The sequence below is a fragment of the uncultured Dysosmobacter sp. genome (assembly GCF_947631165.1).
GTDB lineage: Bacteria > Bacillota > Clostridia > Oscillospirales > Oscillospiraceae > Oscillibacter.
In genome coordinates this window covers 1-20,144 of record NZ_CANRKH010000002.1, presented here as the reverse complement: position 1 = coordinate 20,144, position 20,144 = coordinate 1, and the positions used below count along the sequence as shown (strand labels likewise).

Below are 20,144 nucleotides of genomic sequence, written 5' to 3'. Positions count from 1 at the left end.
CCCATGAAACGCTGCTTCATCTTTGCTGCTGGGACCTTTTACGGCCTGCGGGAGCGGCCCGTCTCCGGCGATCTGGTCATCGCCGCCGACGCGGGCTACAAAACCTGCCTGCGGGAGGGGATCGTCCCCAGCCTGCTGCTGGGGGACTTTGACTCCATGGATCAGCCGGCGGATTTTCAAAATGTCCATCGCTCCCCGGTGGAGAAGGATGACACCGACGCCATGCTGGCCCTCAAGACCGCCCTGGCGGAGTGCTGTGACACCGTTTACATCTACGGCGGCACCGGCGGCAAGCGGCTGGATCACACCCTGGCCAACCTCCAGTCCCTGCTGTATCTCCGCCGCCGGGGGGCACGGGGCTGGCTGTATGACGACGACTTTGTGTGGACCGTCATCGAAAACGAGTCGCTGACCATTGAAAAAACGGTGGAGTGGGGGCTGTTCTCCGCCTTCTGTCTGGGGGACCGGGCGGAGGGCGTGGACGAGACGGGCTTTCAGTACCCCCTGCGGGACGCCGTATTGACCCCGGAGTTCCCCTTGGGGGTCAGCAACCACATCCTGGAGCCGGAAGCCGTCATCACCGTCCGCCGGGGGGCGCTGGCCGTGGGCTGGCAGCTTCCGCCGCTATTCGATAAGTAGAATAACGAATTGGCGAAAGTCGGGTTGCGGAGACGCGTATTTTATTGTATAATAAACAAAGGAAAGGTTGACCTTTCCAAAAAATGATTGGATGAGACCGTGGGACCAGGGGTGGGCACGGCAGCCAAGGAGGAGACATTCATGGCAACTTTTACCGTGAACGGCCAGTCCGTGACCGTCGAAAAGAACCAAAAACTGCTCCGCTTTCTGCGGGATGAGCTGCGCCTCACCAGCGTGAAGGACGGGTGCAGCGAGGGCGCCTGCGGCACCTGCACCGTGCTGATCGACGGCAAGCCTACCAAGGCCTGCGTCCCCCAGACCGGCAAGCTGGAGGGAAAGACCGTCGTCACCGTGGAGGGCCTGACGGACTTTGAAAAGGATGTCTATACATACGCTTTCGGCATGTGCGGCGCGGTCCAGTGCGGCTTCTGCATCCCCGGCATGGTCATGAGCGCCAAGGGACTGCTGGACGTGAATCCAGCTCCCACCAGGGAAGAGGCGGCCTTTGCCATCCGCAACAACATCTGCCGCTGCACCGGCTACGTGAAGATCATCGACGCCATTTTGCTGGCGGCGGAGCTGTTCCGCGCCGGTGAGGTCCCCGAGGTCCCCAAGGACTGGTCCCTGGGCCAGCGGGTCCCCCGTGTGGATGTAAAGGAGAAAGTCACTGGCACCGGCCAATATCCCGACGACATCTATTTGGACGGCATGATCTACGGCAGCGCCGTCCGCTCTCAATATCCCCGGGCCAGAGTGCTGGCCATCCACACCGAGGAGGCCAAGGCCCTGCCCGGCGTGGTGGGCGTGTTTACCGCCGACGATATCCCCGGCAGCAACAAGGTGGGCCACCTGAAGCAGGACTGGGACACCATGATCGCCGTGGGGGACATCACCCACTATCTGGGGGACGCCATCTGCCTGGTGGCCGCCGAGACCCCTGAGATCCTTGCCCAGGCCAAGGCCCTGGTGAAGGTGGACTATGAGGAGCTGCCCATGGTCCGCAGCCCCCGGGAGGCCATGCTGCCCGACGCGCCTCTGGTCCATCGGGAGGGCAACCTGCTGGCCCACAAGCACATCCAGCGGGGCAACCCGGCGGAGGCCATCGCCAGATCCAAGCACGTGCTGACCCAGCGTTTTTCGACCCCCTGGACGGAGCACGCCTTCCTGGAGCCGGAGTGCGCCGTGGCGTATCCCGACGGCGACGGTGTGATGATCCTCTCCACCGACCAGGGCGCCTATGACACCCAGCACGAGACCATGAAGATGCTGGGCCTGCCCCCGGAAAAGGTGAAGGTCCGCAACTGTCTGGTGGGCGGCGGCTTCGGCGGCAAGGAGGACGTGACGGTCCAGCACCACGCCGCCCTCATTGCCTATTTGACAAAGCGCCCGGTGAAGGTGAAGCTGACCCGGGCGGAGAGCATCCTGATCCACCCCAAGCGCCACCCCATGGAGATGGAATTCTCCCTGGGCTGCGACGAGAACGGCATCATCCAGGGCGTGGCCGCCGAGGTCATCGCCGACACCGGAGCCTACGCCTCCCTGGGCGGCCCGGTGCTGGAGCGGGCCTGCACCCACGCCGCCGGACCCTACAACTACCAGAATTTTGAGATCGACGGCTGGGCCTACTATACCAACAATCCCCCTGCCGGGGCCTTCCGGGGCTTCGGCGTGACCCAGACCTGCTTCTGCATCGAGACGCTGCTGAACCAGATGGCGGACATCGTGGGCATCTCTCCCTGGGAGATCCGCTGGCGCAACGCCATCCGCCCCGGCCAGGAGCTGCCCAACGGCCAGATCGTGGACGATTCCACGGGCCTTGTGGAGACGCTGGAGGCGGTGAAGCCCTATTACGACCAGGCAAAGTACGTGGGGCTGGCCTGCGCCATGAAAAACGCCGGTGTGGGCGTGGGCATCCCGGATACCGGACGGGTGCGGCTGGTGGTGCGGGACGGCAGGGTACATATCTTCGCCGGCGCCTCCTGCATCGGCCAGGGCTTAGGCACCGTTCTGACCCAGATGGTCTGCGACCAGACAGGCATTTCCCCGGAAAACGTGGTCTATGAGCGCTCCAATACCTATTTCGCCCCGGACTCCGGCACCACCTCCGGCTCCCGCCAGACCCTGTTCACCGGCGAGGCCTGCCGGAGGGCCTGCCAGGACCTGAAAGCGGCACTGGAAAAGGGAGAGCTGTCCAGCCTGAACGGGCAGGAGTTCTACGGCGAGTACCTGGGCAAGACGGACCCTCTGGGGGCCGATGTGCCCAATCCCGTCAGCCACATCGCCTACGGTTATGCAACCCAGGTCTGCATCCTCAACGAGGAGGGCAGGATCGAGCGGATGATCGCTGCCCACGACGTGGGCAAGGCGGTGAATCCCCTGTCGGTGGAGGGCCAGATCGAGGGCGGCGTGGTGATGTCCCTGGGCTTCGCCCTGACGGAGCGGTATCCCCTGACCGACTGCAAGCCTACCGCCAAATACGGCACTCTGGGCCTGTTCCGGGCCAACCAGATCCCGGAGATCACGCCTATCATCGTGGAGAAGCCGGGCTTGAACGTGGCCTGCGGCGCCATCGGTATCGGCGAGATCACCTCCATCCCCACGGCTCCCGCCATCGCGGACGCCTACTACCGCTACGACGGCAAGCTCCGCACATCCCTTCCGCTGGAGGGAACGCCGTACACCAGGAAGTAAGATAAGAGTGAAGATCAAAAATCTCCACTCCTCACTCTTCGATCTCTTTGAGCGCCTGGGGCGTGTCCACGTCCGTCAGCTCCCGCTCCGCCGCCTCCAGCAGCACCAGGTCCTCCTCGTGGCGGCGGATGACGGTGTTTCCCCCGTGGTCCTCCCGCAGCTCCAGCAGTTCCGGGAAGAAGCGGGCGGGGAAGAGGCAGGGATTGCCCCGGACGCCGTTGTGGGCCAGGGCCGCGATCTTCTCCGGCTGCCGTTTCCACAGTTCCGCCAGCTCCGCCACGCTCTCCCGCCGCAGCAGGGGCTGGTCGGACACCAGAAACAGGACCCCGGCGCAGTCCCGCAGCTCCGTCAATCCCAGCTGGACGGTGTGGCTGATGCCCCAGTCCGGGTGCTCATTGTGGACGGCGGCAAAGTGGAATTCCTTAGCGAGCCGCATGATCTCCGGGTACTGGGTCACCACCACCACGGAGTGGAACAGCTCCGCCGGAACGGACTCCAGCGCCCGCAGGATCAGCGACCGGCCCCGAAGCTGGGCCGCCAGCTTGTTTTCCCCGAACCGGCGGGCGTTTCCCGCCGCCATCACCACGCATCCGAGCTTCAAAGCGGTATCCATGTTCAATCCCTCATTTCTTAATTCCTAATTTTTATAGTTGTAGTATATCCGCTTTTCCGCCCGCAAGTCAATCCGGGGGAAGGGCATATTTCGCATCAAAAAGGAGGGCTTTCCCATGAGCAACAGCGTCGGAAAAAGCGTGACCCGGGTCGACGCCTATGACAAGGCCACCGGCCGGGCCAAATATACGGACGACCTGTGTGACCGCAGCGCCCTGGTGGCGCGCATCTGCCATTCCACCATTGCCCACGGCGTTGTCAAGGCCATCGACACCACGGAGGCGGAGAGCATCCCCGGCGTGGTCCGGGTCCTGACCTGCTTCGATGTTCCCGATATTCCCTTCCCCACGGCGGGCCATCCTTGGTCCACCGACCCCCACCACCAGGACGTGGCGGACCGTCTGCTGCTGAACCGGCATGTCCGCTATTATGGCGACGAGGTGGCGGTGGTCATCGCCGAGGACGAGGTGGCCGCCGCCCAGGGTGTGCGGGCGCTGAAGGTGGAATATGACGAGCTGCCCTTTGTGCTGGATGTGCAGAAGGCCATGGAGCAGGACGCGCCCCAGCTCCACGAGGAATACCCCGGCAACGTGCTGGCCCACACCGACATCCGCAAGGGCGATTACGAGACCGCGCGGCAGGAGCCGGGCCTCATCAAGGTGGAGGGGTGGTACGACACGCCCACCGTTCAGCACTGCCACATTGAAAACCACGGCTGCTTTGCCTATGAGGAGGCGGGCCGGATCGTGGTAGTCACCTCCACCCAGATCCCCCATATCGTCCGCCGGGTTGTGGGGCAGGCCCTGGGCATCCCATGGGGCAAGGTGCGCATCATCAAGCCCTACATCGGCGGCGGCTTCGGAAACAAGCAGGACGCCCTGTATGAGCCGCTGTGCGCATGGTGCTCGACACAGGTAGGGGGCCGCCTGGTGAAGCTGGAGTGCAGCCGGGAGGAGACCTTCGTCTCCAACCGGGTCCGCCACGCCATCCGAACCCATATCATCTCTTACGTCCGGCCCGACGGGACCCTGGTGGCCCGGAAATTTGAGGCCTTTTCCAACCAGGGGGCCTACGCCTCCCACGGCCATGGCATCGTGGCCAAGGGCATGGGGGCTTTCCCCCAGCTCTACCCCTGCGACAATCTGGAGTGCGACGCCTGGACGGTGTTCACCAACCGTCCCTCCGCCGGCGCCATGCGGGGCTACGGCATTCCCCAGGCCATGTTCGCCGGGGAGAGCCACATCGACGATATCTGCCGGGCGATCGGCATGGAGCCTCTGGAGTTCCGCCGGAAGAACCTGATGCCTGTGGGCTATGTGGACGGCTTCTCCAAAAACGAGCTGTACAGCGATACCTTCAACCAGTGCATGGAAAAGGGTATGGCCGCCATCGGCTATGAGCAAAAGCTCCGGGAATACCAGAACCAGACCGGTCCGGTCCGGCGGGGCGTGGGCATGGCAGTGTTCTGGTACAACACCGCCGTGTGGCCCATCTCCCTGGAGTCCTCCTCCTGCCGCATGGTGCTGAACCAGGACGGTTCCCTCCAGTTCCAGACCGGCGAGACGGAGATCGGCCAGGGCTGCGACACCGCCTATTCCCAGATGGTGGCGGACGCGGTGGGCGTGCCGCTCAAGGACGTGCATGTGGTCTCCTCCCAGGATACCGACGTGACGCCCTTCGGCACCGGCGCCTACGCCTCCCGGCAGACCTACATCGGCGGCTTCTCCATCGTGCAGACGGCGGCGGCCCTGCGGGAGCGCATTTTGAACATTGCCCATGAGCAGACCCGGATGCCTGTTTCCAACTTGGACCTGGTGGACGGCCAGATCGTCCGTAAGTCCGACGGCCGGGTGCTGAAGTCCCTGGGCGACTTGGCGACGGAGAGCCTGTACTCTATGGAGCACAGCCAGCACATCACCGCTGAGACCACAGCCCAGATCAAGACCAACGCCTACTCCTTCGGCTGCTCCTTCGCCGAGGTGGAGGTGGATATCCCCATGTGCAAGGTAAAGCTGCTGGATATCGTCAACGTCCACGACTGCGGAACCCTCATCAACCCCGCTCTGGCGGAGGCCCAGGTCCACGGCGGCATGTCCATGGCCATCGGCTACGGCCTCAGCGAGGAACTGAAATTTGATGAAAAGACTGGCAAGCCCCTGAACAACAACTTGCTGGACTACAAGCTCTCCACCTTCATGGACCATCCCACGCTGCAGGCGGCCTTCGTGGAGAACGCGGAGCCGACCTCCCCTTACGGCACCAAGGCTCTGGGCGAGCCGCCGGCCTGTTCGCCGGCTCCCGCTATCCGCAACGCCATTCTGCAGGCCACCGGCGTGGCCATCGACTGCTGCCCCATCACGCCCCACGTCCTCTACCGCAGGTTCAAAGAGGCCGGGCTGATCCAGGATTAAAGGAGGGAACACGCTATGTATGACATGAAAGCCTTATACCAGGCGAAGGACGTGGCCGACGCCGTGGCCCTCCGCCTGGCCCATCCGGAAGCCCATATCATCGCCGGCGGCAGCGACGTGCTGGTGCAGATGCGGGAGGGCAAGCGGGCCGGTGTGGAGCTGATCTCCATCCAGGGCCTGGATGAGCTGCGGGGCGTCTCCCTGGAGGAGGACGGGACCCTGCGCATCGGCAGCCTCACCAGCTTTTCCCACATCACACGGGACCCCCTCATTCAAAAGTACATCAACGTGTTGGGTGAGGCCGTGGACCAGGTGGGCGGCCCCCAGATCCGCAACATCGGCACCATCGGCGGCAATACCTGCAACGGCGTCACCTCCGCCGACTCCGCCTCGACCCTCCACGCCTGGGACGCCGTCGTAGAGCTGACGGGGCCGGACGGCGTCCGCTGCCAGCCCATCAGCGAATTCTATATTCGGGCGGGAAAGGTGGATATCCGGGAGGGAGAGATCCAAACCGCCATCCTCATCCAAAAAGACAGTTATCTTGATACTTTTGGCCATTATATTAAATATGCCATGCGGAATGCCATGGATATCGCCACATTGGGCACCTCCGTCAACGTTCGGCTCTCCGCCGATAAGAAAACAGTGGAGCGGGCGCGAGTGGCCTTCGGCGTGGCGGGTCCCGTACCCCTGCGGGCCAGGACGGCGGAAGCCCTGGCGGCGGGGAAGCCCGTCACCATGGAACTGGCGGAGGCCTTCGCCCAGGCGGTGAAGGAGGACATCAATCCCCGGGACTCCTGGCGGGCTGCCAAGGATTTCCGGATGCATATCGCGGTGGAGAGCGCCAAGCGGGCCTTCATCGAATCTGTGAAGCTGGCGGGAGGTGCGCTGTGATGGAGAAGCATGTGATCCAGTATCAGACCGTCCATTTCAATTTGAACGGCAAGGACGTGGAGCGGACCGTGGACGTCCGGGCCAGCCTCACTGATACGCTCCGCAACGACTTTCGGATGACCAGCGTGAAAAAGGGCTGCGAGGTGGGAGAGTGCGGCGCCTGCAACGTCCTCATCGACGGCGAGGCCTTCAACTCCTGCATCTATCTGGCCGTGTGGGCGGAGGGCAAACGCATCCGCACCTTGGAGGGCCTGCTTGGCCCCAACGGCGAGCTTTCCGATATCCAGCAGGCTTTTGTGGACGAGGCCGCCATCCAGTGCGGCTTCTGCACCCCCGGCTTCATCCTGACGGCGGTGGAGATTTTGGAGAGCGGGAAGGAGTACACCGACGACGAATTGCGCAAGCTCCTCTCCGGCCACCTGTGCCGCTGCACCGGGTATGAGAACATCCTCCGGGCGGTGAAAAAGACCATGTACAAACGGCTGGGCAAGGAGATGCCCCAGGCATAACGAGACAAAAACAGGCCGCCCGATGGGGCGGCCTGTTTTCATGTCAGTTCCAAAATGCCCGCAGGACCCCTGCCAGGGCCTCCGGGGCCTCGGTGTTCACCTCATGTCCTGCGCCTTCGATGATGCGAAACTTCCCGGCGGGAAGCTGCTTCGCCAGTTCCGCCGCGGCTTTGCGGTTGGCCCGGTCCCTTTCGCCGCAGACCACCAGAGCGGGGCAGGTGAGCGTTCCAAGGCCGTCCCGAAAGTCCAGGTCCATCATGGAGGTACAGAGCTGGATAAAGTCATTTTTCTGAAAGCCTGTGGCGGCAAAGGCCCTTTTGGGCATGAGGCGGAACACCGCGTTCTGCGCTTGCAGCAGCCGCTTCGGCATGATATACGGGGTCCCGATCAGCACTAGGCTCTGTATCTTTTCCGGGTGACTGATGGTATATTCCAGCGCCAGAACGCCGCCCAGGGACAGTCCGCACAGACGCAGCGGCCCGGAGATGGCCTCACAATAGGCGGCAAACGAATCAGACAGCGCCGTGTAGGTATGGGGACCGTCCCCCATGAGGGACGCCAGCTCCGGGCAGGCCGCCGGTTCGTTCAGGGCCAGGGCGCTTCGCACCCGAACCCAGCTGGCCGCAGTCTGCCCCAGGCCGTGCAGGAACACATAGGTCATGTTGATCGCCCCTTTCCCGGACATTGTACCATACCGGCCGTCTGCTGACAAGCGCCGCTCCGCCCTGCACGGGCAGGCGCGGCGGAGATCTCCGCCGCTTTTCGTTTGACGCTCCCGGCAAAGTGTGGTATACTGGAAACACAAAGCAGAAAGGGGGCCTTTCTATGAAGACCATCATCACCATCGGCCGGCAGTTTGGCAGCGGCGGCAAGGAAGTGGGCATCCGCGTGGCCAAGGAACTGGGCATCCCGTTTTACGATAAGGAGCTTTTGCAGGAGGCGGCCAAGAAGAGCGGCCTGTGTGAGAAGATCTTTGAGAATTTTGACGAGCGGCCCAAGAGCCTGCTGTACTCCATCGCCATGGATTCTTACATGTTTGCCCTTCCTGGCACCGGCGCGGGAGATTCTTTGGAGCAGCAGGTGTATCTGGCCACCTTCGACACCATCCGCCACATCGCGGAGCAGGGTCCCTGCGTCATGATCGGCCGCTGTGCGGACTACGCTCTGGCGGACAATCCGGACCACCTGAGCATTTTCATCCATGCGCCCATGGACGTGCGCATCCAGCGGGTCGCCAAGCGCCAAAACCTGAAGCCGGAGGAGGCCCGCAAGCTCATCATCAAGACCGACAAGCGCCGCGCCTCCTACTATGAGTACTACTCCTCCCAGAAGTGGGGCGCGGTGGAGAGTTACGATTTCTGCCTGGACTCCAGCTATCTGGGCTTGGGCGGAACTGTGGAGCTGATCCGGGCCATGGTGGAGCACAAGGAGCATCCTGTTCCCAGCCCCACTGAGGTGGACCCGACGCAGCCCAAGGAATGAGACAAAAGGACCGAAGCCATTGGCTTCGGTCCTTTTTTATGCTTGCGCAGCTGGCGGCATTTTTTCGTTCACTGGCCCTTGTCCAGCTCCCGGTAGAAGCCGAAGGCCGATTCGAATTTCCCCTCCGCAAAGGCCTTTACTTCCGCCTCGTAGGCCCGGTAGGCCGCCAGCAGCCGTTCCGCCTCCGGCGTCAGCACCGCGCCGCCGCCGTGCTGGCCGCCGATGGTGGAGGAGAGCAGCTTACAGCCGAATACATCCTCCGCCGTGCGGATGATCCGCCAGGCCTTGGAATAGGCCATCTCCATGGAGGCCGCCGCAGCCCGCAGGGACCGGTGTTCCCGGACCCGCTCCAGGAGCGTTGCGATGCCGGGGCCGAAGCAGCGCTGGTTGTCATCGGTGAACAGCCGTACTGTCAGCTTCAAATGCAGTTCCTTGTCCATAGAGGGGCCTCCGTTCTTTTTTAGTTGTTTCTATTTTATCATATCTGTTCAGATTTGCAAATGCTGAAAAATGTGCTACAATACAAGGGCATATTCAGCAAATAATTCCCGTACGAGGAGGAAAACATATGGATAAGATCAGACTGGGCCGCACGGAGCTTTGGGTCTCCAAGACCGCCTTCGGCGCACTGCCCATCCAGCGCATCTCAAAAGCAGAGGCGGTGAAGCTGGTGCGGCGGGCCTATGAGGGCGGGATCAACTACTTCGACACCGCCAATATGTACACCGACAGTGAGGAAAAGCTGGGCGAGGCCCTGCGGGACGTCCGACAGAACGTGGTCATCTCCACCAAGAGCCAGGCCACGGACAAAAAGACCGCTTTAGCCCATATCGAGCAAAGCCTGCGGATGCTGCAAACCGACTATATCGACCTCTTCCAGTTCCACAATCCCGCCGTCCTGCCGGACCCCGGCGATCCCGACGGGGCCTTTGCCGCCGCGCTGGAGATGCAGGAAAAGGGTTACATCCGCCACATCGGCATCACCAACCACCGCCTTCCCATCGCCCGGGCCGCCATTGATTCCGGGAAGTTCGAGACGCTGCAATTCCCCTTCTGCTATCTGGCGGCGGAACAGGACCTGGACCTGGTGGCCCGGTGCAAAGCGGCGGACATGGGCTTCATCGCCATGAAGGGCCTCTCCGGCGGCCTGCTGAACAACGCCGAGGCTTGCTATGCCTTCATGGGCCAGTATGACAACGTGGTCCCCATCTGGGGCATCCAGCACGAGTGGGAGCTGGACCAGTGGCTGGAGCTGACGGTCCGGGACCCCAAGCTGACGCCGGAGCTGCAGGCGGTCATTGAAAAGGACCGAAAGGAGCTGGCGGGCAATTTCTGCCGCAGCTGCGGCTATTGCCTGCCCTGCGCCGCGGGCATCGACATCCCTCAGGCCGCCCGCATGAGCGCCCTGCTGCGCCGCTCGCCCTACCGGCCCTACATGAGCGACGCGTGGTACGCCAAAATGCAGAAAATCAACGACTGCGTCCACTGTGACGCCTGCAAGTCCCGCTGTCCCTACGGGCTGGACACCCCGGCCCTGCTGCAGAAGCAGCTTCTGGATTACAATGCGTTTTACACCGCCCATCATAACGACTGACGGACCAAGAGAAAAAGGAGAGAAGCGTTTCATGCTGTTTCAAGATGGAGCGTCCAGCCTGAAGCTGGATATCATGAACTATGAATTTCCCGCCGGCGGCGGCGATCCCGGCAGCGACGACCGCAACTGGCTGGTGCTGCGGGCCACCTGGGTCCGGGAGGACGGTCAGGTCATCAAGGACTCCAACAGCTGCCTGCTGACCTATGAGCTGAAGGAGCTGACCGCCGGACTGAAGGTGCTGAACGCGGGCCTGAAAACCGCATATGAGAGCGATTTTACCGAGCCATATTTCCTGCTGGCCGCCCAGGCGGAGGGGGAGGGCTACCGGGTCGATGTGTCCTTCGTCATGCCCAACACCATGGAGGACGAGGATACCGCCGAGCTGACCTGCGCCATGACGAAGGCGGACATGAAAGCGCTCATCGACGAGCTGGACGCCCTCTGCGCCAAATTCCCGGACCGGACGTGAGGTGGGCGTAATGGAAGAACTGTTTCATACCGTTTCCCTGTTTTCATGGCTGCCGGAGGAGGCCTCCTGAACAGCTGCTTTAACTTGGAAGCCGAGCGCCTGTCCGCCGGGGAGTCCCGCCGGACAGAAAGCTGGGCCTGGCTGCCTTCTGGAAGGCTCCGCCGTCCTTTCTTCCCAGTCCAGCTGGAGGAGCACTGAGGCCATAAAGCGCTTGACGCCGACCGCCCATATAGGCGGCCGGCGTTTTATCCCGGTAAAGTTTAAGAAAACAACAAAAATAATTATTATAATGTTCAATTTTCTGGGGAGCCTCCGGCTGCCGGGGTGCTATTTTCTCTGCCGTCAGACAGACATAAGACGTAAAAGACTCCCGCAACCGCCAAAGTTGCGGAAAAGTTGGTGGTATTTCCCCCAGAGCTGCCGTATCATCGCCTTAAAACAGATGAAGGAGGAAGCGTATGACTTGCGGAGAACAGATCAAACGGGAACGGGAAAAGCGCCGCTTATCTCAGGAGGAGCTGGCGGAACAGATGGAGGTCAGCCGGCAGGCGGTGAGCAAGTGGGAATCCAACAGGTCCCGTCCCACCAGGGAGAAGCTGGAGCGTCTTTCGGCGCTTTTCGGACTGCCGCCGGAGAGCTGGGAGCCGTCCGCCCCGCCGGAGCAGGCGGCCCTTCGCCGCTGGAAGCGGATCTCCGCCGTTTTGGCGGCAGCCCTGTGCCTGACCCTGGCGGCAGGGTGGTTCTTGTGGCCTGCCCCCGAACCGGACTTCTCTTATATGTTCCCCAGGACCCTGCCCCTGGATGCCCGGGTGGTGGAGGATTTCGGACAGATGATCCTGCCCGCCAGGGACGTGACAGGGGAGGGGGAGAATATCCTGACGGTCCAGTTTCCGGATTCCGCCGTCTGCCTGGGGATCTTCCGGGCCGACCCGGTACAGGAGAACGGCACCACGTTTTATGAGGTCTACGCCCAGTCTTTCGATGCTGACGGGGAATCCGGCAAGGTGACTCTGGGCCGCCTGACGGATCGCAACCACTACGTAAACGACGGCCTGGACGGTGCGGAGGCGTTCAACAACGTTCTGGGCCATAGCGGCTGGAAGATCACGCTCCGAGAGGGGGCCGCCTGCGTCACCAGCTGGTATTTCTGCGCGGACCCGGAAAGCGGCACTGTCAGGCTCCTGCTGACAGCCAGTGGAAGCGATACGCCCCAGGAACAGGATGTGGACGGGGACGGCCAAAAGGAGATCGTCACCTCTTTTGGCATGCCTGTCAGCTGGGAGATCTGCGACGACAGGATCGGCGGCAGGTGCGTCAGCTTCTGGCTGGACCAGGAGGATTACTACAGCCAGGTCCCCCTCACGTTCTCGGCGGCGGAGGGCTTCATTGTGACGGACCGCTCCGGCGCGGTCAAAGCCCGCTACTGCTTGGAAAGGAATCAGATGGCTCTGCAATATAGTCAATGAACTCGAAAAATAGCAAAGCTATTTTTCAGGCGGGCGATGCCCGCCGTGCGCTAAGCGCACAGCCATTGGCTATGAAATCCAAATCAAGGCCGCGACAGCGGCCTGTCACAGCGCATGTGCGCTGCGACACTTGGAAAGTGGTTTTATCACTTTCCAAGTTATTTGATTATAGCAGGCCGCCCCGCAAAAAAAGGGCCGTCCGATCGGACGGCCCTTTTCAAGTATGCTCACTCGGTCTTCGGCCCGGCGGCCACCACGTCCTCGGGCATGTGGGTGTACTTCTTGAAGTTCTCCACAAAGCGCTTGGCCAGCTCTTTGGCCTTTGCCTCGTAGCCCGCCTGATCGTCGCCCCACTGCTTGGCAGGGATCATCTGCTCGTCAGGCACGCCGGGGCAGGAGGTGGGCACCTGAACGCCGAAGTAGGGATCGGTAACGAACTCAGATTTCTCCAGATCGCCGTTGAGGGCGGCGGAGACCATGGCACGAGTGTACTTCAGGTTCATGCGCTTGCCGCTGTTGCCGCACCAGCCGGTGTTCACCAGATACACATGGGCGCCGGACTTGGCCACTTTTTCTTCCAGCATTTTGGCATAGACGGAGGGGTCCAGAGGCATGAAGGGGGCGCCGAAGCAGGTGGAGAAGGTAGGCACGGGAGAGGTGATGCCCCGCTCGGTGCCGGCCAGCTTGCTGGTGAAGCCGGACACGAAGTAGTACATGGCCTGCTTCTCATTCAGCTTGGAGATGGGGGGCATGACGCCGTATGCGTCGGCGGTCAGGAAGATGACGGTCTTGGGTGTGCCGCCGATGCCGGGAATGGCGGCGTTGGGGATATAATCCACAGGATAGCCGACCCGGGTATTCTCGGTCAGGCTGGCGTCGGAGTAGTCGGGCGTCCGGGTCTCAGGGTCGTGGATCACGTTCTCCACCAGGGATCCGAAGCGGATGGCCCGGAAGATCTCAGGCTCCCGCTCCTCCGTCAGGTCGATGCACTTGGCGTAGCAGCCGCCCTCGAAGTTGAACACGGAATCGTCGGCCCAGCCGTGCTCGTCGTCGCCGATCAGCTTGCGGGCGGGGTCGGCGGACAGGGTCGTCTTGCCGGTGCCGGACAGGCCGAAGAAAATGGCAGAGTCCCCGGCCTCGCCGATGTTGGCGGAGCAGTGCATGGGGAACACGCCCTCCTTGGGCATGAGATAGTTCATCACGGAGAACACGGATTTCTTGATCTCACCGGCGTACTGGCTGCCGGCGATCAGCACCATCTTCTTCTCATAGTCGATCATGATGGCAGCCTCGGAATGGACGTGATCCCGCTCCGGGATGCACTTGAAGCCGGGGGCACAGATGATGGTGAAATCCGCCTTGTAGTCGGCCAACTGCTCCTCGGTGGGACGCAGCAGAAGCTGATGGATGAACAGGTTCTGGGAGGCCAGCTCGTTGACGATGCGGAAAGCCTTGGTGTACTTGGGGTCCGCGCCGGCAAAGCCGTCGAAAATAAAGATCTCCTTGTTTTGGAGGTAGGCCACCATCTTCTCATACAGGGCGTCAAAGACCTCCTGCGTGGTAGGCACGTTCACCTTGCCCCAGGCGATCTCGTCGTGCACGCCCTGGGAATCCACGATGAACTTGTCGTCAGGGGAGCGGCCGGTGTACTTGCCGGTGTTGACACACAGAGCGCCGGTGGCGTTCAGGAAGCCCTCGCCCCGGGCCAGCGCCTTTTCCACCAGCGCGGCGGGAGACAGATTGCGGTAGACCGCGGAGGCATTGATGATGCCCAGCGCTTCCAGACCATAAGTTTCCATAGTAATTCCTCCTTCAAAATGTGTGCGGGACGGACCGGTGGGGGACTGGTCCCGTTGTTCACTGGGGTCAAATCGTAATCAAAGACATTCTACACGATTTGAACAGAAAAAGCAAGAGCGGGATGGCGCACGATAAAGTTTAGAGGATTTCACAAAGAGATGAGATCCCCCCGGCAAAAGAAAGAACCACATATTTGTCCCGATGGACAAGCCCGCGCTATCCGCGGCGGACTGTCCTTCCAGGCATATGCCCGAACACAAACCCCAGAAGGACGCACAGCGCAAGAATAAGGAAATCGTATCCAGCATTGTACGGCAAGGAATGGTTCAATGCCTCCCAAAATGTCATGTGGTCGTCAAGCGCCTCAAACCAGATGCGGAACACGGCAAGATATGCCCAATGGACGCACAGACCTGCGCTGATGGATGCCGCTGGACGGCGTGACGTTTGGAATTTACGGCTCAGGTAGAACGCCCCCGCGATCAGGGCGCAGAGGAGCGGGAGGAGACGGCTGAAAAACAAGGAGTTGTTCAGGTTCTCCACCGTGCCCCGAATCACCCGAACCCATGGGCCTTGGGAGGCTGCGGGCAGCGGGAATGCCGTATTTCCGATTGTGTCGATCACGGAGGAGACCAGAAGCTGTGTTCCGAACATGACGGCAAGCCCGACCGCCCATGCCCGCAGCCGCTGGCCCAGATCCTCCAGCCGCGCCGGCCAGGAGCGCCGCCATGCTGCCGCATACTCCCTTTGCAGCACCTCCGGCGCCCCCATGACGCGCAGGGCCTCCCAGCGCGCCTCGTCCTGCGTCCACCCCGCATCCATCAGGGCGAGGCACTGTGTCTCCAGATGGTCCTGCAGTTCCGCCTCCATGCGCCTGCGGTAACGGCTAGGGGGGATCTCTGCAAGCACCTCATGGATCCATTGCTGCTTCCAGTTCATTTACCTTTCAGCTCCTTCCAAAATTTGCCCCATCGCCCGGGTATAGACCGCCCACTGCTCCTCTTTCTCCGCCAGCGCTCGGTGCCCCGAAGCGGTCAGATGGTAAAATCGCCGCTCCCGGCCATTGACCACTTGGGTGTAAGAGGCGATCAGCCCCTTGTCTTCCAGGGCGTGGAGGAACGGATACAGGCTCCCCTGGCTCATGCGGAACACATTTTCGGACAGCAGCGCCATCTCCTGGATGAGTTGATAGCCGTACATGTCCTTCCGGCTGAGCAGCTTGAGCAAAATCAGCTCATGGCTGCCCTTGGCCATCTCTTTCGGCTCCCTCATAAGTGACACCTCCTGTTCAGAGGTATTGTATACCTCTGAACAGGAGGTGTCAAGTGAAATATGTTGCCACGGTTACCCCTAGGTAGAAGGGAAATGATGCAGGGGCTTTTTGTGGGCAGCAGCGGAGGGGACTTTGGAATTTTGTAAAGGAACCTTGACAAGCGCCGGACAATGTGGTATGTTATGCGTAAAGGAAACTTTACAAAAGAAAGGGGAGGCATATGGAGAATCGGGTGGAACAGTTACGCAGGGAGCGGGGGCTGAACCAGGAGGACTTTGCCCGGGCCATCCGGGTCTCCCGCCAGACCGTCAGCTCCATTGAGAACGGGCGGTACAATCCCTCGCTGGAACTGGCCTTTACCATCTCCGATTTTTTCGGACTGCCCATCGAGACTATCTTTACCCATGAAAGGAGCGTTTGACATGAAAAAAAGGGACTTCTGGATCTATCTGGGCCTGCTGGCGGCGGGGCTGGGAATCATTCTGCTGAGCCTGCTGTGGGAGACGCGGCTGTCGCCCCTGTTCTGTGGCATCGGCGGCGGACTGGTGGGTAACGGCGTCGCGCACCTTCTGCGGTATTGGAAGTGGTCCCGGCCGGAGAACGCCGGAGCCTACGCGGCCAAGCTGGAGCAGGAGCAGATCGACCTCCACGACGAGCGGAAGGAGATGCTGCGGAACAAGGCCGGGCGGTATGCCTATCTGCTGAGCATGGTCCTCTGCGCGGCTGCCATCCTGGCGGTTGCTGTGCTGGATCTGCTGGAGGTGCTGACGGACGGACTGGTGCTGGAGCTGATTCTGGTGGCCTATCTCATCATCCAGTATGGGGCGGGAGTCTGGTTTTACCGCCGGTTGGAGCAAAGATGCTGACTATTCAAAAGGGGAGAGCGGAGGCTCTCCCTTTTTGCGGCTGCCGGTTTGGGGGAAGGGGCCAACGTGGAGCGGGCATGGCTGAAGCAGGAGACCGCCGGGGCCGCCTCACGGCCTCCGGCGGTCTGTTCATTTGGCGAATTTTGGGGCGTTTACCTCGTTGCCCGCAAAGGTATTGGGGCCGGGATTGGAGAGGGAGAAATAGACTTTTGCCGCCTTGGTGGTGCCGAAGTCCCGGTTGGAGCCGGTGTTCTGTACCTCGTTGAAGGCGTCCCGGAACATCTGGTTGTGGGCCTCCTCCCGGTTGAGGAGAAAGTCGATGGTCTCCCGCACCTTTTTGTCGTCGATCTGGCGGTAGAGGTATTCATACACCACCTTGGCCCGCTGCTCGGAGGCGATGTTGCTGAGCAGGTCGGCGCACAGATCGCCGGTGACGGTGACGTAGTCCGCCGTCCAGGAATAGCCGGAGGCGTTGATGAGGCCGGGATTCAGGCCCAGCAGCACGTGGGTCTCGATCTCGCCGGCGTCCACGGCCTGGGCGTCCACGTCGTGGCCGTTCAGCAGGTTGATGGTCTGGGCCACCATTTCCATGTGGCTCAGCTCCTCCGCCGCGATGTCCAGAAACAGGTCCTTGATCCTGGGGTCCTTGATGCGGAAGCTCTGGGACATATACTGCATGGCCGCCTTCAACTCACCGTTGCCGCCGCCCAGCTGCTCCTGCAGCAGAGCCGCGTACTGGGGATTCGGGCGTTCCACGCCCACGGGATGGAACAACAGTTTTTCGTGCTTGAACAAGCATACCACTCCTTTCAAGGTCAGTGGTATTTTTCCTGAAATCCAAAAAACTATGTAAGGACCCGTATCCATCAGCGGGGGAATGCCGGACGGCGAGGAAGCCGCCCGCAGGAGGGGGCAGAAGGATGCTTTTTCAAGGAAGAGCGGCGGACCGAACGGACTTCGCCCAGGTGGCGCTGAACGGCCGCGCATATAGGGATAAAAACGGCGGGAGCGCGCAAAGCGATCCCGCCGCGGTATGGTGTCACCGGCGGACCATCAGCCGCTTGATCCCGGCCTCCAGCCCCTCCGCCGTCAGGTCGTACATGGGGAAGACCTTTGCCAGCTCCAGGTGGGTGCGGCTCCAGAAGCCCATGCCGGCGGGCAGCGGCTCGGGATTCAGCCAAATGAGATAGGGGTACTGCTTTTTCAGCAGCAGCAGCCAGTTCATGCCGGAGTCACCGTAGGTGCCGCGGCCCCACTGATACTGCCGTTCCCACAGCTCATAGGGGCTCATGGCGGCGTCGCCTACGATGATGACCTTATAGCTGGAGTCGAAATTCTGCAGGACCCATTCCGTAGGCACGGCGCTGTCCCAGCGGAGGCCGGGATGGGTATACAGCGACTCATAGACGCAGTTGTGGAAGTAATAGGTGTGCAGCTCCTTGAAGTGGTTGGACTTGGTAGCGGCCTGGAACAGCATGCTGCAAAGGCCGCTGTAATAGTCCATGGACCCGCCGGAGTCCATCAGCAGCAGCACCTTCACCGTGTTTTTCCGGGGATTCTGATACCGGATCTGAAGGGTCCCGGCGTTGTCGCAGGTGTCCCGAACGGTGCCGTCCACGTCCAGCACCTTTTCCGCGCTGTTGGCCTGGACTGACAGCTGCCGCAGCAGCCGGAAGGCCGTCTGGAACTGGCGGGTGTCCAGGGTGTTGTCCCTGCGGAAGTCCCGGTACTTCCGCTCTCCCGCCACAGTCATGGCGGTGCGGTGGCGGCCCTGGCCGCCGATGCGGATGCCGCCGGGGTGCCAGCCGTTGTTGCCGAAGGGGGAGCGGCCCTGGGTCCCGACCCAGTAATTGCCGCCGTTGTGCTCCTCCGTCTGCTCCTGGAGCCGTTCCTCCAGCATTTTCAGCAGCTCTTCCAGGGTCTCGTCGGGCATGCCCTGGCTCCGCAGCATCTCAATGGTGCGCCGCAGATCCTCGCTTGGATGGTCCAGCCAGTCCAGCAGTTCCTCCGGAAGGTCGCCTTTGAAGGGAACGTCCTTGAAAAATTCCAGGAACACCTGGTCAAAGCGGTCATATTCCACCTCGCTTTTGACTACGATGGCCCGGCAGAGATGGTAGAAGCCCGTCAGGCTGGAGTGGTGCAGGCCCATTTCCAAACCCTCCAGCAGAGTGATCCACTGGCTGAGGGAGACGTCCAGGCCCCGCCGCCGCAGCAGGTAGAAAAACGCAGCGAACATGGCGTCACCGTTTGGCACGGGCCAGGGTCTGCAGGTCCTTGTCCTTTTTCAGCAGGACCCCGGCGAAGGGGATGTCTTGTGCGATGCGCTCCGGTGAAACGCCGCCTGCCACCAGCGCCCGCAGCCAGTCCACCAGTTCGGAAGTGCTGGGCTTCTTTTCGATATCCCGCAGCTCCCGGACCCAGTAAAAGGCCGCCAGGCTCTGCTGGACCAGCCGGTCCTCCAGATGGTCGAAATGGACCCGAAGGATCCGCTCCATCTGGGCCTGGTCGGGAAAGTCGATATAGTGGAACACGCACCGGCGCAAAAAGGCGTCCGGCAGCTCCTTCTCCGCGTTGGAGGTGATGATGACGATAGGGCGCTGCTTGGCCTTGATGGTCTCCCGGGTCTCTGGGATATAGAACTCCATCTGGTCCAGCTCCCACAGCAGGTCGTTGGGGAATTCCAGATCCGCCTTATCGATCTCGTCGATCAGCAGCACCACCTGCTCGTCGGCGGAGAACGCCTCACCCAGCTTGCCCAGCTTGATGTATTTGGCGATGTCGTCCACGCCGGCGCTGCCGAACTGGCTGTCGTACAGCCGCTGCACCACGTCGTAGACGTACAGGCCGTCCTGAGCCTTGGTGGTGGATTTGACGTTCCAGATGATCAGCTTTTTGCCCAGGGCGTCCGCCACCGCCTGAGCCAGCATGGTTTTGCCGGTGCCGGGTTCGCCCTTGATGAGCAGAGGCTTTTGCAGCATCATGGCGATATTCACCGTGGTCAGCAATTCTTCGGACGCGACATAGTGGTCGGTCCCGGTAAAGGTGCGGTCCATTGTTGTATCCTCTCTGTGATGATTTCGCGGCTGTGCCGCTTGAAACAGTATACGCCATTCCGGGCCAAATGAAAAGCCCCGGAATGAGAAAAGCGCCGCAAAGCGTTTCCGCGCTTTGCGGCGCTTTTTCAGGGGAGAGCGTTTCTTAGAACCCGTATCGATAGGCGCTGTACACCGGTTGGGCGGGCCTTTTCTCGCCGCTCTGCGTTGTTTTTCCTTGTAATACACAAACTTCCTGCGTCGAAACGCCTTGATCGGCGGGAAAATCCCTCGCCCATCCGGCATCCCTCGCCTATCGGTACGGGTTCTTACTTCGCGGCCTTGGCAGCCTTGATGGCCTCGATCAGCAGCGGGGTGACCTTGAACAGGTCGCCGCAGATGC

20 protein-coding genes are annotated in these 20,144 nt (G+C 61.5%); 11 read left to right on the top strand and 9 right to left on the bottom strand.

The annotated features are described in order from the left end of the window. Positions 1 to 3 precede the first annotated feature (3 nt). Together Q0Z69_RS01285 and xdh are read left to right on the top strand one after the other, a co-directional pair. Positions 4 to 639: a thiamine diphosphokinase gene (locus tag Q0Z69_RS01285; protein ID WP_298029074.1), complete on the top strand. Its 636-nt coding sequence runs from the start codon at positions 4 to 6 to the stop codon at positions 637 to 639. 141 nt (positions 640 to 780) lie between these two features. Further along, positions 781 to 3,330 carry a selenium-dependent xanthine dehydrogenase gene (xdh, locus tag Q0Z69_RS01280; protein WP_298029072.1) on the top strand — a complete coding sequence of 850 codons (2,550 nt, stop codon included), beginning with the start codon at positions 781 to 783 and terminating at the stop codon, positions 3,328 to 3,330. Between the two features lie 31 nt (positions 3,331 to 3,361). Here xdh and Q0Z69_RS01275 read toward each other — a convergent pair whose 3' ends face one another. Beyond that, positions 3,362 to 3,943, bottom strand: a complete 582-nt coding sequence (locus tag Q0Z69_RS01275; RefSeq protein WP_298029069.1) for a nucleotidyltransferase family protein — start codon at positions 3,941 to 3,943, stop codon at positions 3,362 to 3,364. A gap of 115 nt (positions 3,944 to 4,058) precedes the next feature. Between Q0Z69_RS01275 and xdhA the strand changes: the two genes are divergently transcribed. The 3 genes from xdhA to xdhC are packed head-to-tail and all read left to right on the top strand — an operon-like array spanning position 4,059 to position 7,759. Beyond that, positions 4,059 to 6,353: a xanthine dehydrogenase subunit XdhA gene (gene xdhA, locus Q0Z69_RS01270; RefSeq protein ID WP_298029067.1), complete on the top strand. Its 2,295-nt coding sequence runs from the start codon at positions 4,059 to 4,061 to the stop codon at positions 6,351 to 6,353. 15 nt (positions 6,354 to 6,368) lie between these two features. After that, positions 6,369 to 7,250, top strand: coding sequence for a xanthine dehydrogenase subunit XdhB (xdhB, locus tag Q0Z69_RS01265; RefSeq protein ID WP_298029065.1), 882 nt, complete (start codon positions 6,369 to 6,371; stop codon positions 7,248 to 7,250). Further along, the gene (gene xdhC / locus Q0Z69_RS01260) at positions 7,250 to 7,759 is read left to right on the top strand and encodes a xanthine dehydrogenase subunit XdhC (protein ID WP_298029063.1); all 510 of its coding nucleotides are present in this window, start codon (positions 7,250 to 7,252) and stop codon (positions 7,757 to 7,759) included. Before xdhB ends, xdhC begins: the two co-directional genes overlap by 1 nt. A gap of 43 nt (positions 7,760 to 7,802) precedes the next feature. On the opposite strand, the gene Q0Z69_RS01255 is transcribed toward xdhC, so the two are convergent. Beyond that, positions 7,803 to 8,420 carry an alpha/beta fold hydrolase gene (locus Q0Z69_RS01255; RefSeq protein WP_298029061.1) on the bottom strand — a complete coding sequence of 206 codons (618 nt, stop codon included), beginning with the start codon at positions 8,418 to 8,420 and terminating at the stop codon, positions 7,803 to 7,805. A 164-nt stretch (positions 8,421 to 8,584) separates the two neighbouring features. Between Q0Z69_RS01255 and Q0Z69_RS01250 the strand changes: the two genes are divergently transcribed. Beyond that, the gene (locus tag Q0Z69_RS01250; RefSeq protein WP_298029059.1) at positions 8,585 to 9,241 is read left to right on the top strand and encodes an AAA family ATPase; all 657 of its coding nucleotides are present in this window, start codon (positions 8,585 to 8,587) and stop codon (positions 9,239 to 9,241) included. A gap of 68 nt (positions 9,242 to 9,309) precedes the next feature. Here Q0Z69_RS01250 and Q0Z69_RS01245 read toward each other — a convergent pair whose 3' ends face one another. After that, positions 9,310 to 9,681, bottom strand: coding sequence for a winged helix-turn-helix domain-containing protein (locus Q0Z69_RS01245; RefSeq protein WP_298029057.1), 372 nt, complete (start codon positions 9,679 to 9,681; stop codon positions 9,310 to 9,312). Positions 9,682 to 9,809: 128 nt separating this feature from the next. Here Q0Z69_RS01245 and Q0Z69_RS01240 point away from each other — a divergent pair, with 128 nt between their 5' ends. The 3 genes from Q0Z69_RS01240 to Q0Z69_RS01230 all read left to right on the top strand — a co-directional run bounded on the left by Q0Z69_RS01240 (position 9,810) and on the right by Q0Z69_RS01230 (position 12,770). Further along, positions 9,810 to 10,835: an aldo/keto reductase gene (locus Q0Z69_RS01240; RefSeq protein ID WP_298029055.1), complete on the top strand. Its 1,026-nt coding sequence runs from the start codon at positions 9,810 to 9,812 to the stop codon at positions 10,833 to 10,835. 31 nt (positions 10,836 to 10,866) lie between these two features. Continuing rightward, positions 10,867 to 11,304 carry a hypothetical protein gene (locus Q0Z69_RS01235; RefSeq protein WP_298029053.1) on the top strand — a complete coding sequence of 146 codons (438 nt, stop codon included), beginning with the start codon at positions 10,867 to 10,869 and terminating at the stop codon, positions 11,302 to 11,304. Positions 11,305 to 11,762: 458 nt separating this feature from the next. Then, entirely contained in the window at positions 11,763 to 12,770 is a 1,008-nt protein-coding gene (locus Q0Z69_RS01230; protein WP_298029049.1) for a helix-turn-helix transcriptional regulator, read from the top strand. Positions 12,771 to 12,997: 227 nt separating this feature from the next. Here Q0Z69_RS01230 and pckA read toward each other — a convergent pair whose 3' ends face one another. The 3 genes from pckA to Q0Z69_RS01215 all read right to left on the bottom strand — a co-directional run bounded on the left by pckA (position 12,998) and on the right by Q0Z69_RS01215 (position 15,842). Beyond that, positions 12,998 to 14,569, bottom strand: a complete 1,572-nt coding sequence (gene pckA, locus Q0Z69_RS01225; protein ID WP_298029045.1) for a phosphoenolpyruvate carboxykinase (ATP) — start codon at positions 14,567 to 14,569, stop codon at positions 12,998 to 13,000. A gap of 217 nt (positions 14,570 to 14,786) precedes the next feature. Continuing rightward, positions 14,787 to 15,509: a permease prefix domain 1-containing protein gene (locus tag Q0Z69_RS01220; RefSeq protein WP_298029043.1), complete on the bottom strand. Its 723-nt coding sequence runs from the start codon at positions 15,507 to 15,509 to the stop codon at positions 14,787 to 14,789. Continuing rightward, the gene (locus tag Q0Z69_RS01215; protein ID WP_298029041.1) at positions 15,510 to 15,842 is read right to left on the bottom strand and encodes a PadR family transcriptional regulator; all 333 of its coding nucleotides are present in this window, start codon (positions 15,840 to 15,842) and stop codon (positions 15,510 to 15,512) included. A gap of 221 nt (positions 15,843 to 16,063) precedes the next feature. On the opposite strand from Q0Z69_RS01215, the gene Q0Z69_RS01210 reads away from it, so the two are divergent. Continuing rightward, positions 16,064 to 16,264, top strand: a complete 201-nt coding sequence (locus tag Q0Z69_RS01210; protein WP_298029039.1) for a helix-turn-helix transcriptional regulator — start codon at positions 16,064 to 16,066, stop codon at positions 16,262 to 16,264. Position 16,265: 1 nt separating this feature from the next. Further along, on the top strand, positions 16,266 to 16,709 hold the full coding sequence (locus tag Q0Z69_RS01205) for a hypothetical protein (RefSeq protein ID WP_298029037.1): 444 nt from the start codon (positions 16,266 to 16,268) through the stop codon (positions 16,707 to 16,709). A 129-nt stretch (positions 16,710 to 16,838) separates the two neighbouring features. On the opposite strand, the gene Q0Z69_RS01200 is transcribed toward Q0Z69_RS01205, so the two are convergent. The 3 genes from Q0Z69_RS01200 to Q0Z69_RS01190 all read right to left on the bottom strand — a co-directional run bounded on the left by Q0Z69_RS01200 (position 16,839) and on the right by Q0Z69_RS01190 (position 19,762). Continuing rightward, positions 16,839 to 17,504 carry a manganese catalase family protein gene (locus tag Q0Z69_RS01200; protein WP_298029033.1) on the bottom strand — a complete coding sequence of 222 codons (666 nt, stop codon included), beginning with the start codon at positions 17,502 to 17,504 and terminating at the stop codon, positions 16,839 to 16,841. Between the two features lie 244 nt (positions 17,505 to 17,748). Beyond that, positions 17,749 to 18,963, bottom strand: a complete 1,215-nt coding sequence (locus Q0Z69_RS01195; protein ID WP_367272194.1) for a VWA domain-containing protein — start codon at positions 18,961 to 18,963, stop codon at positions 17,749 to 17,751. Then, positions 18,950 to 19,762 carry a MoxR family ATPase gene (locus tag Q0Z69_RS01190; RefSeq protein WP_298029031.1) on the bottom strand — a complete coding sequence of 271 codons (813 nt, stop codon included), beginning with the start codon at positions 19,760 to 19,762 and terminating at the stop codon, positions 18,950 to 18,952. The genes Q0Z69_RS01195 and Q0Z69_RS01190 overlap by 14 nt, the downstream gene beginning before the upstream one ends. Between the last annotated feature and the right edge of the window lie 382 nt (positions 19,763 to 20,144).

What these genes read in the sequence shown, in the direction of transcription:
- Q0Z69_RS01285 (WP_298029074.1), top strand. Translation starts at nt 4, where the DNA reads ATGAAACGCTGCTTCATCTTTGCTGCTGGGACCTTTTACGGCCTGCGG.
- xdh (WP_298029072.1), top strand. Translation starts at nt 781, where the DNA reads ATGGCAACTTTTACCGTGAACGGCCAGTCCGTGACCGTCGAAAAGAAC.
- Q0Z69_RS01275 (WP_298029069.1), bottom strand. Translation starts at nt 3,943, where the DNA reads ATGGATACCGCTTTGAAGCTCGGATGCGTGGTGATGGCGGCGGGAAAC.
- xdhA (WP_298029067.1), top strand. Translation starts at nt 4,059, where the DNA reads ATGAGCAACAGCGTCGGAAAAAGCGTGACCCGGGTCGACGCCTATGAC.
- xdhB (WP_298029065.1), top strand. Translation starts at nt 6,369, where the DNA reads ATGTATGACATGAAAGCCTTATACCAGGCGAAGGACGTGGCCGACGCC.
- xdhC (WP_298029063.1), top strand. Translation starts at nt 7,250, where the DNA reads ATGGAGAAGCATGTGATCCAGTATCAGACCGTCCATTTCAATTTGAAC.
- Q0Z69_RS01255 (WP_298029061.1), bottom strand. Translation starts at nt 8,420, where the DNA reads ATGACCTATGTGTTCCTGCACGGCCTGGGGCAGACTGCGGCCAGCTGG.
- Q0Z69_RS01250 (WP_298029059.1), top strand. Translation starts at nt 8,585, where the DNA reads ATGAAGACCATCATCACCATCGGCCGGCAGTTTGGCAGCGGCGGCAAG.
- Q0Z69_RS01245 (WP_298029057.1), bottom strand. Translation starts at nt 9,681, where the DNA reads ATGGACAAGGAACTGCATTTGAAGCTGACAGTACGGCTGTTCACCGAT.
- Q0Z69_RS01240 (WP_298029055.1), top strand. Translation starts at nt 9,810, where the DNA reads ATGGATAAGATCAGACTGGGCCGCACGGAGCTTTGGGTCTCCAAGACC.
- Q0Z69_RS01235 (WP_298029053.1), top strand. Translation starts at nt 10,867, where the DNA reads ATGCTGTTTCAAGATGGAGCGTCCAGCCTGAAGCTGGATATCATGAAC.
- Q0Z69_RS01230 (WP_298029049.1), top strand. Translation starts at nt 11,763, where the DNA reads ATGACTTGCGGAGAACAGATCAAACGGGAACGGGAAAAGCGCCGCTTA.
- pckA (WP_298029045.1), bottom strand. Translation starts at nt 14,569, where the DNA reads ATGGAAACTTATGGTCTGGAAGCGCTGGGCATCATCAATGCCTCCGCG.
- Q0Z69_RS01220 (WP_298029043.1), bottom strand. Translation starts at nt 15,509, where the DNA reads ATGAACTGGAAGCAGCAATGGATCCATGAGGTGCTTGCAGAGATCCCC.
- Q0Z69_RS01215 (WP_298029041.1), bottom strand. Translation starts at nt 15,842, where the DNA reads ATGAGGGAGCCGAAAGAGATGGCCAAGGGCAGCCATGAGCTGATTTTG.
- Q0Z69_RS01210 (WP_298029039.1), top strand. Translation starts at nt 16,064, where the DNA reads ATGGAGAATCGGGTGGAACAGTTACGCAGGGAGCGGGGGCTGAACCAG.
- Q0Z69_RS01205 (WP_298029037.1), top strand. Translation starts at nt 16,266, where the DNA reads ATGAAAAAAAGGGACTTCTGGATCTATCTGGGCCTGCTGGCGGCGGGG.
- Q0Z69_RS01190 (WP_298029031.1), bottom strand. Translation starts at nt 19,762, where the DNA reads ATGGACCGCACCTTTACCGGGACCGACCACTATGTCGCGTCCGAAGAA.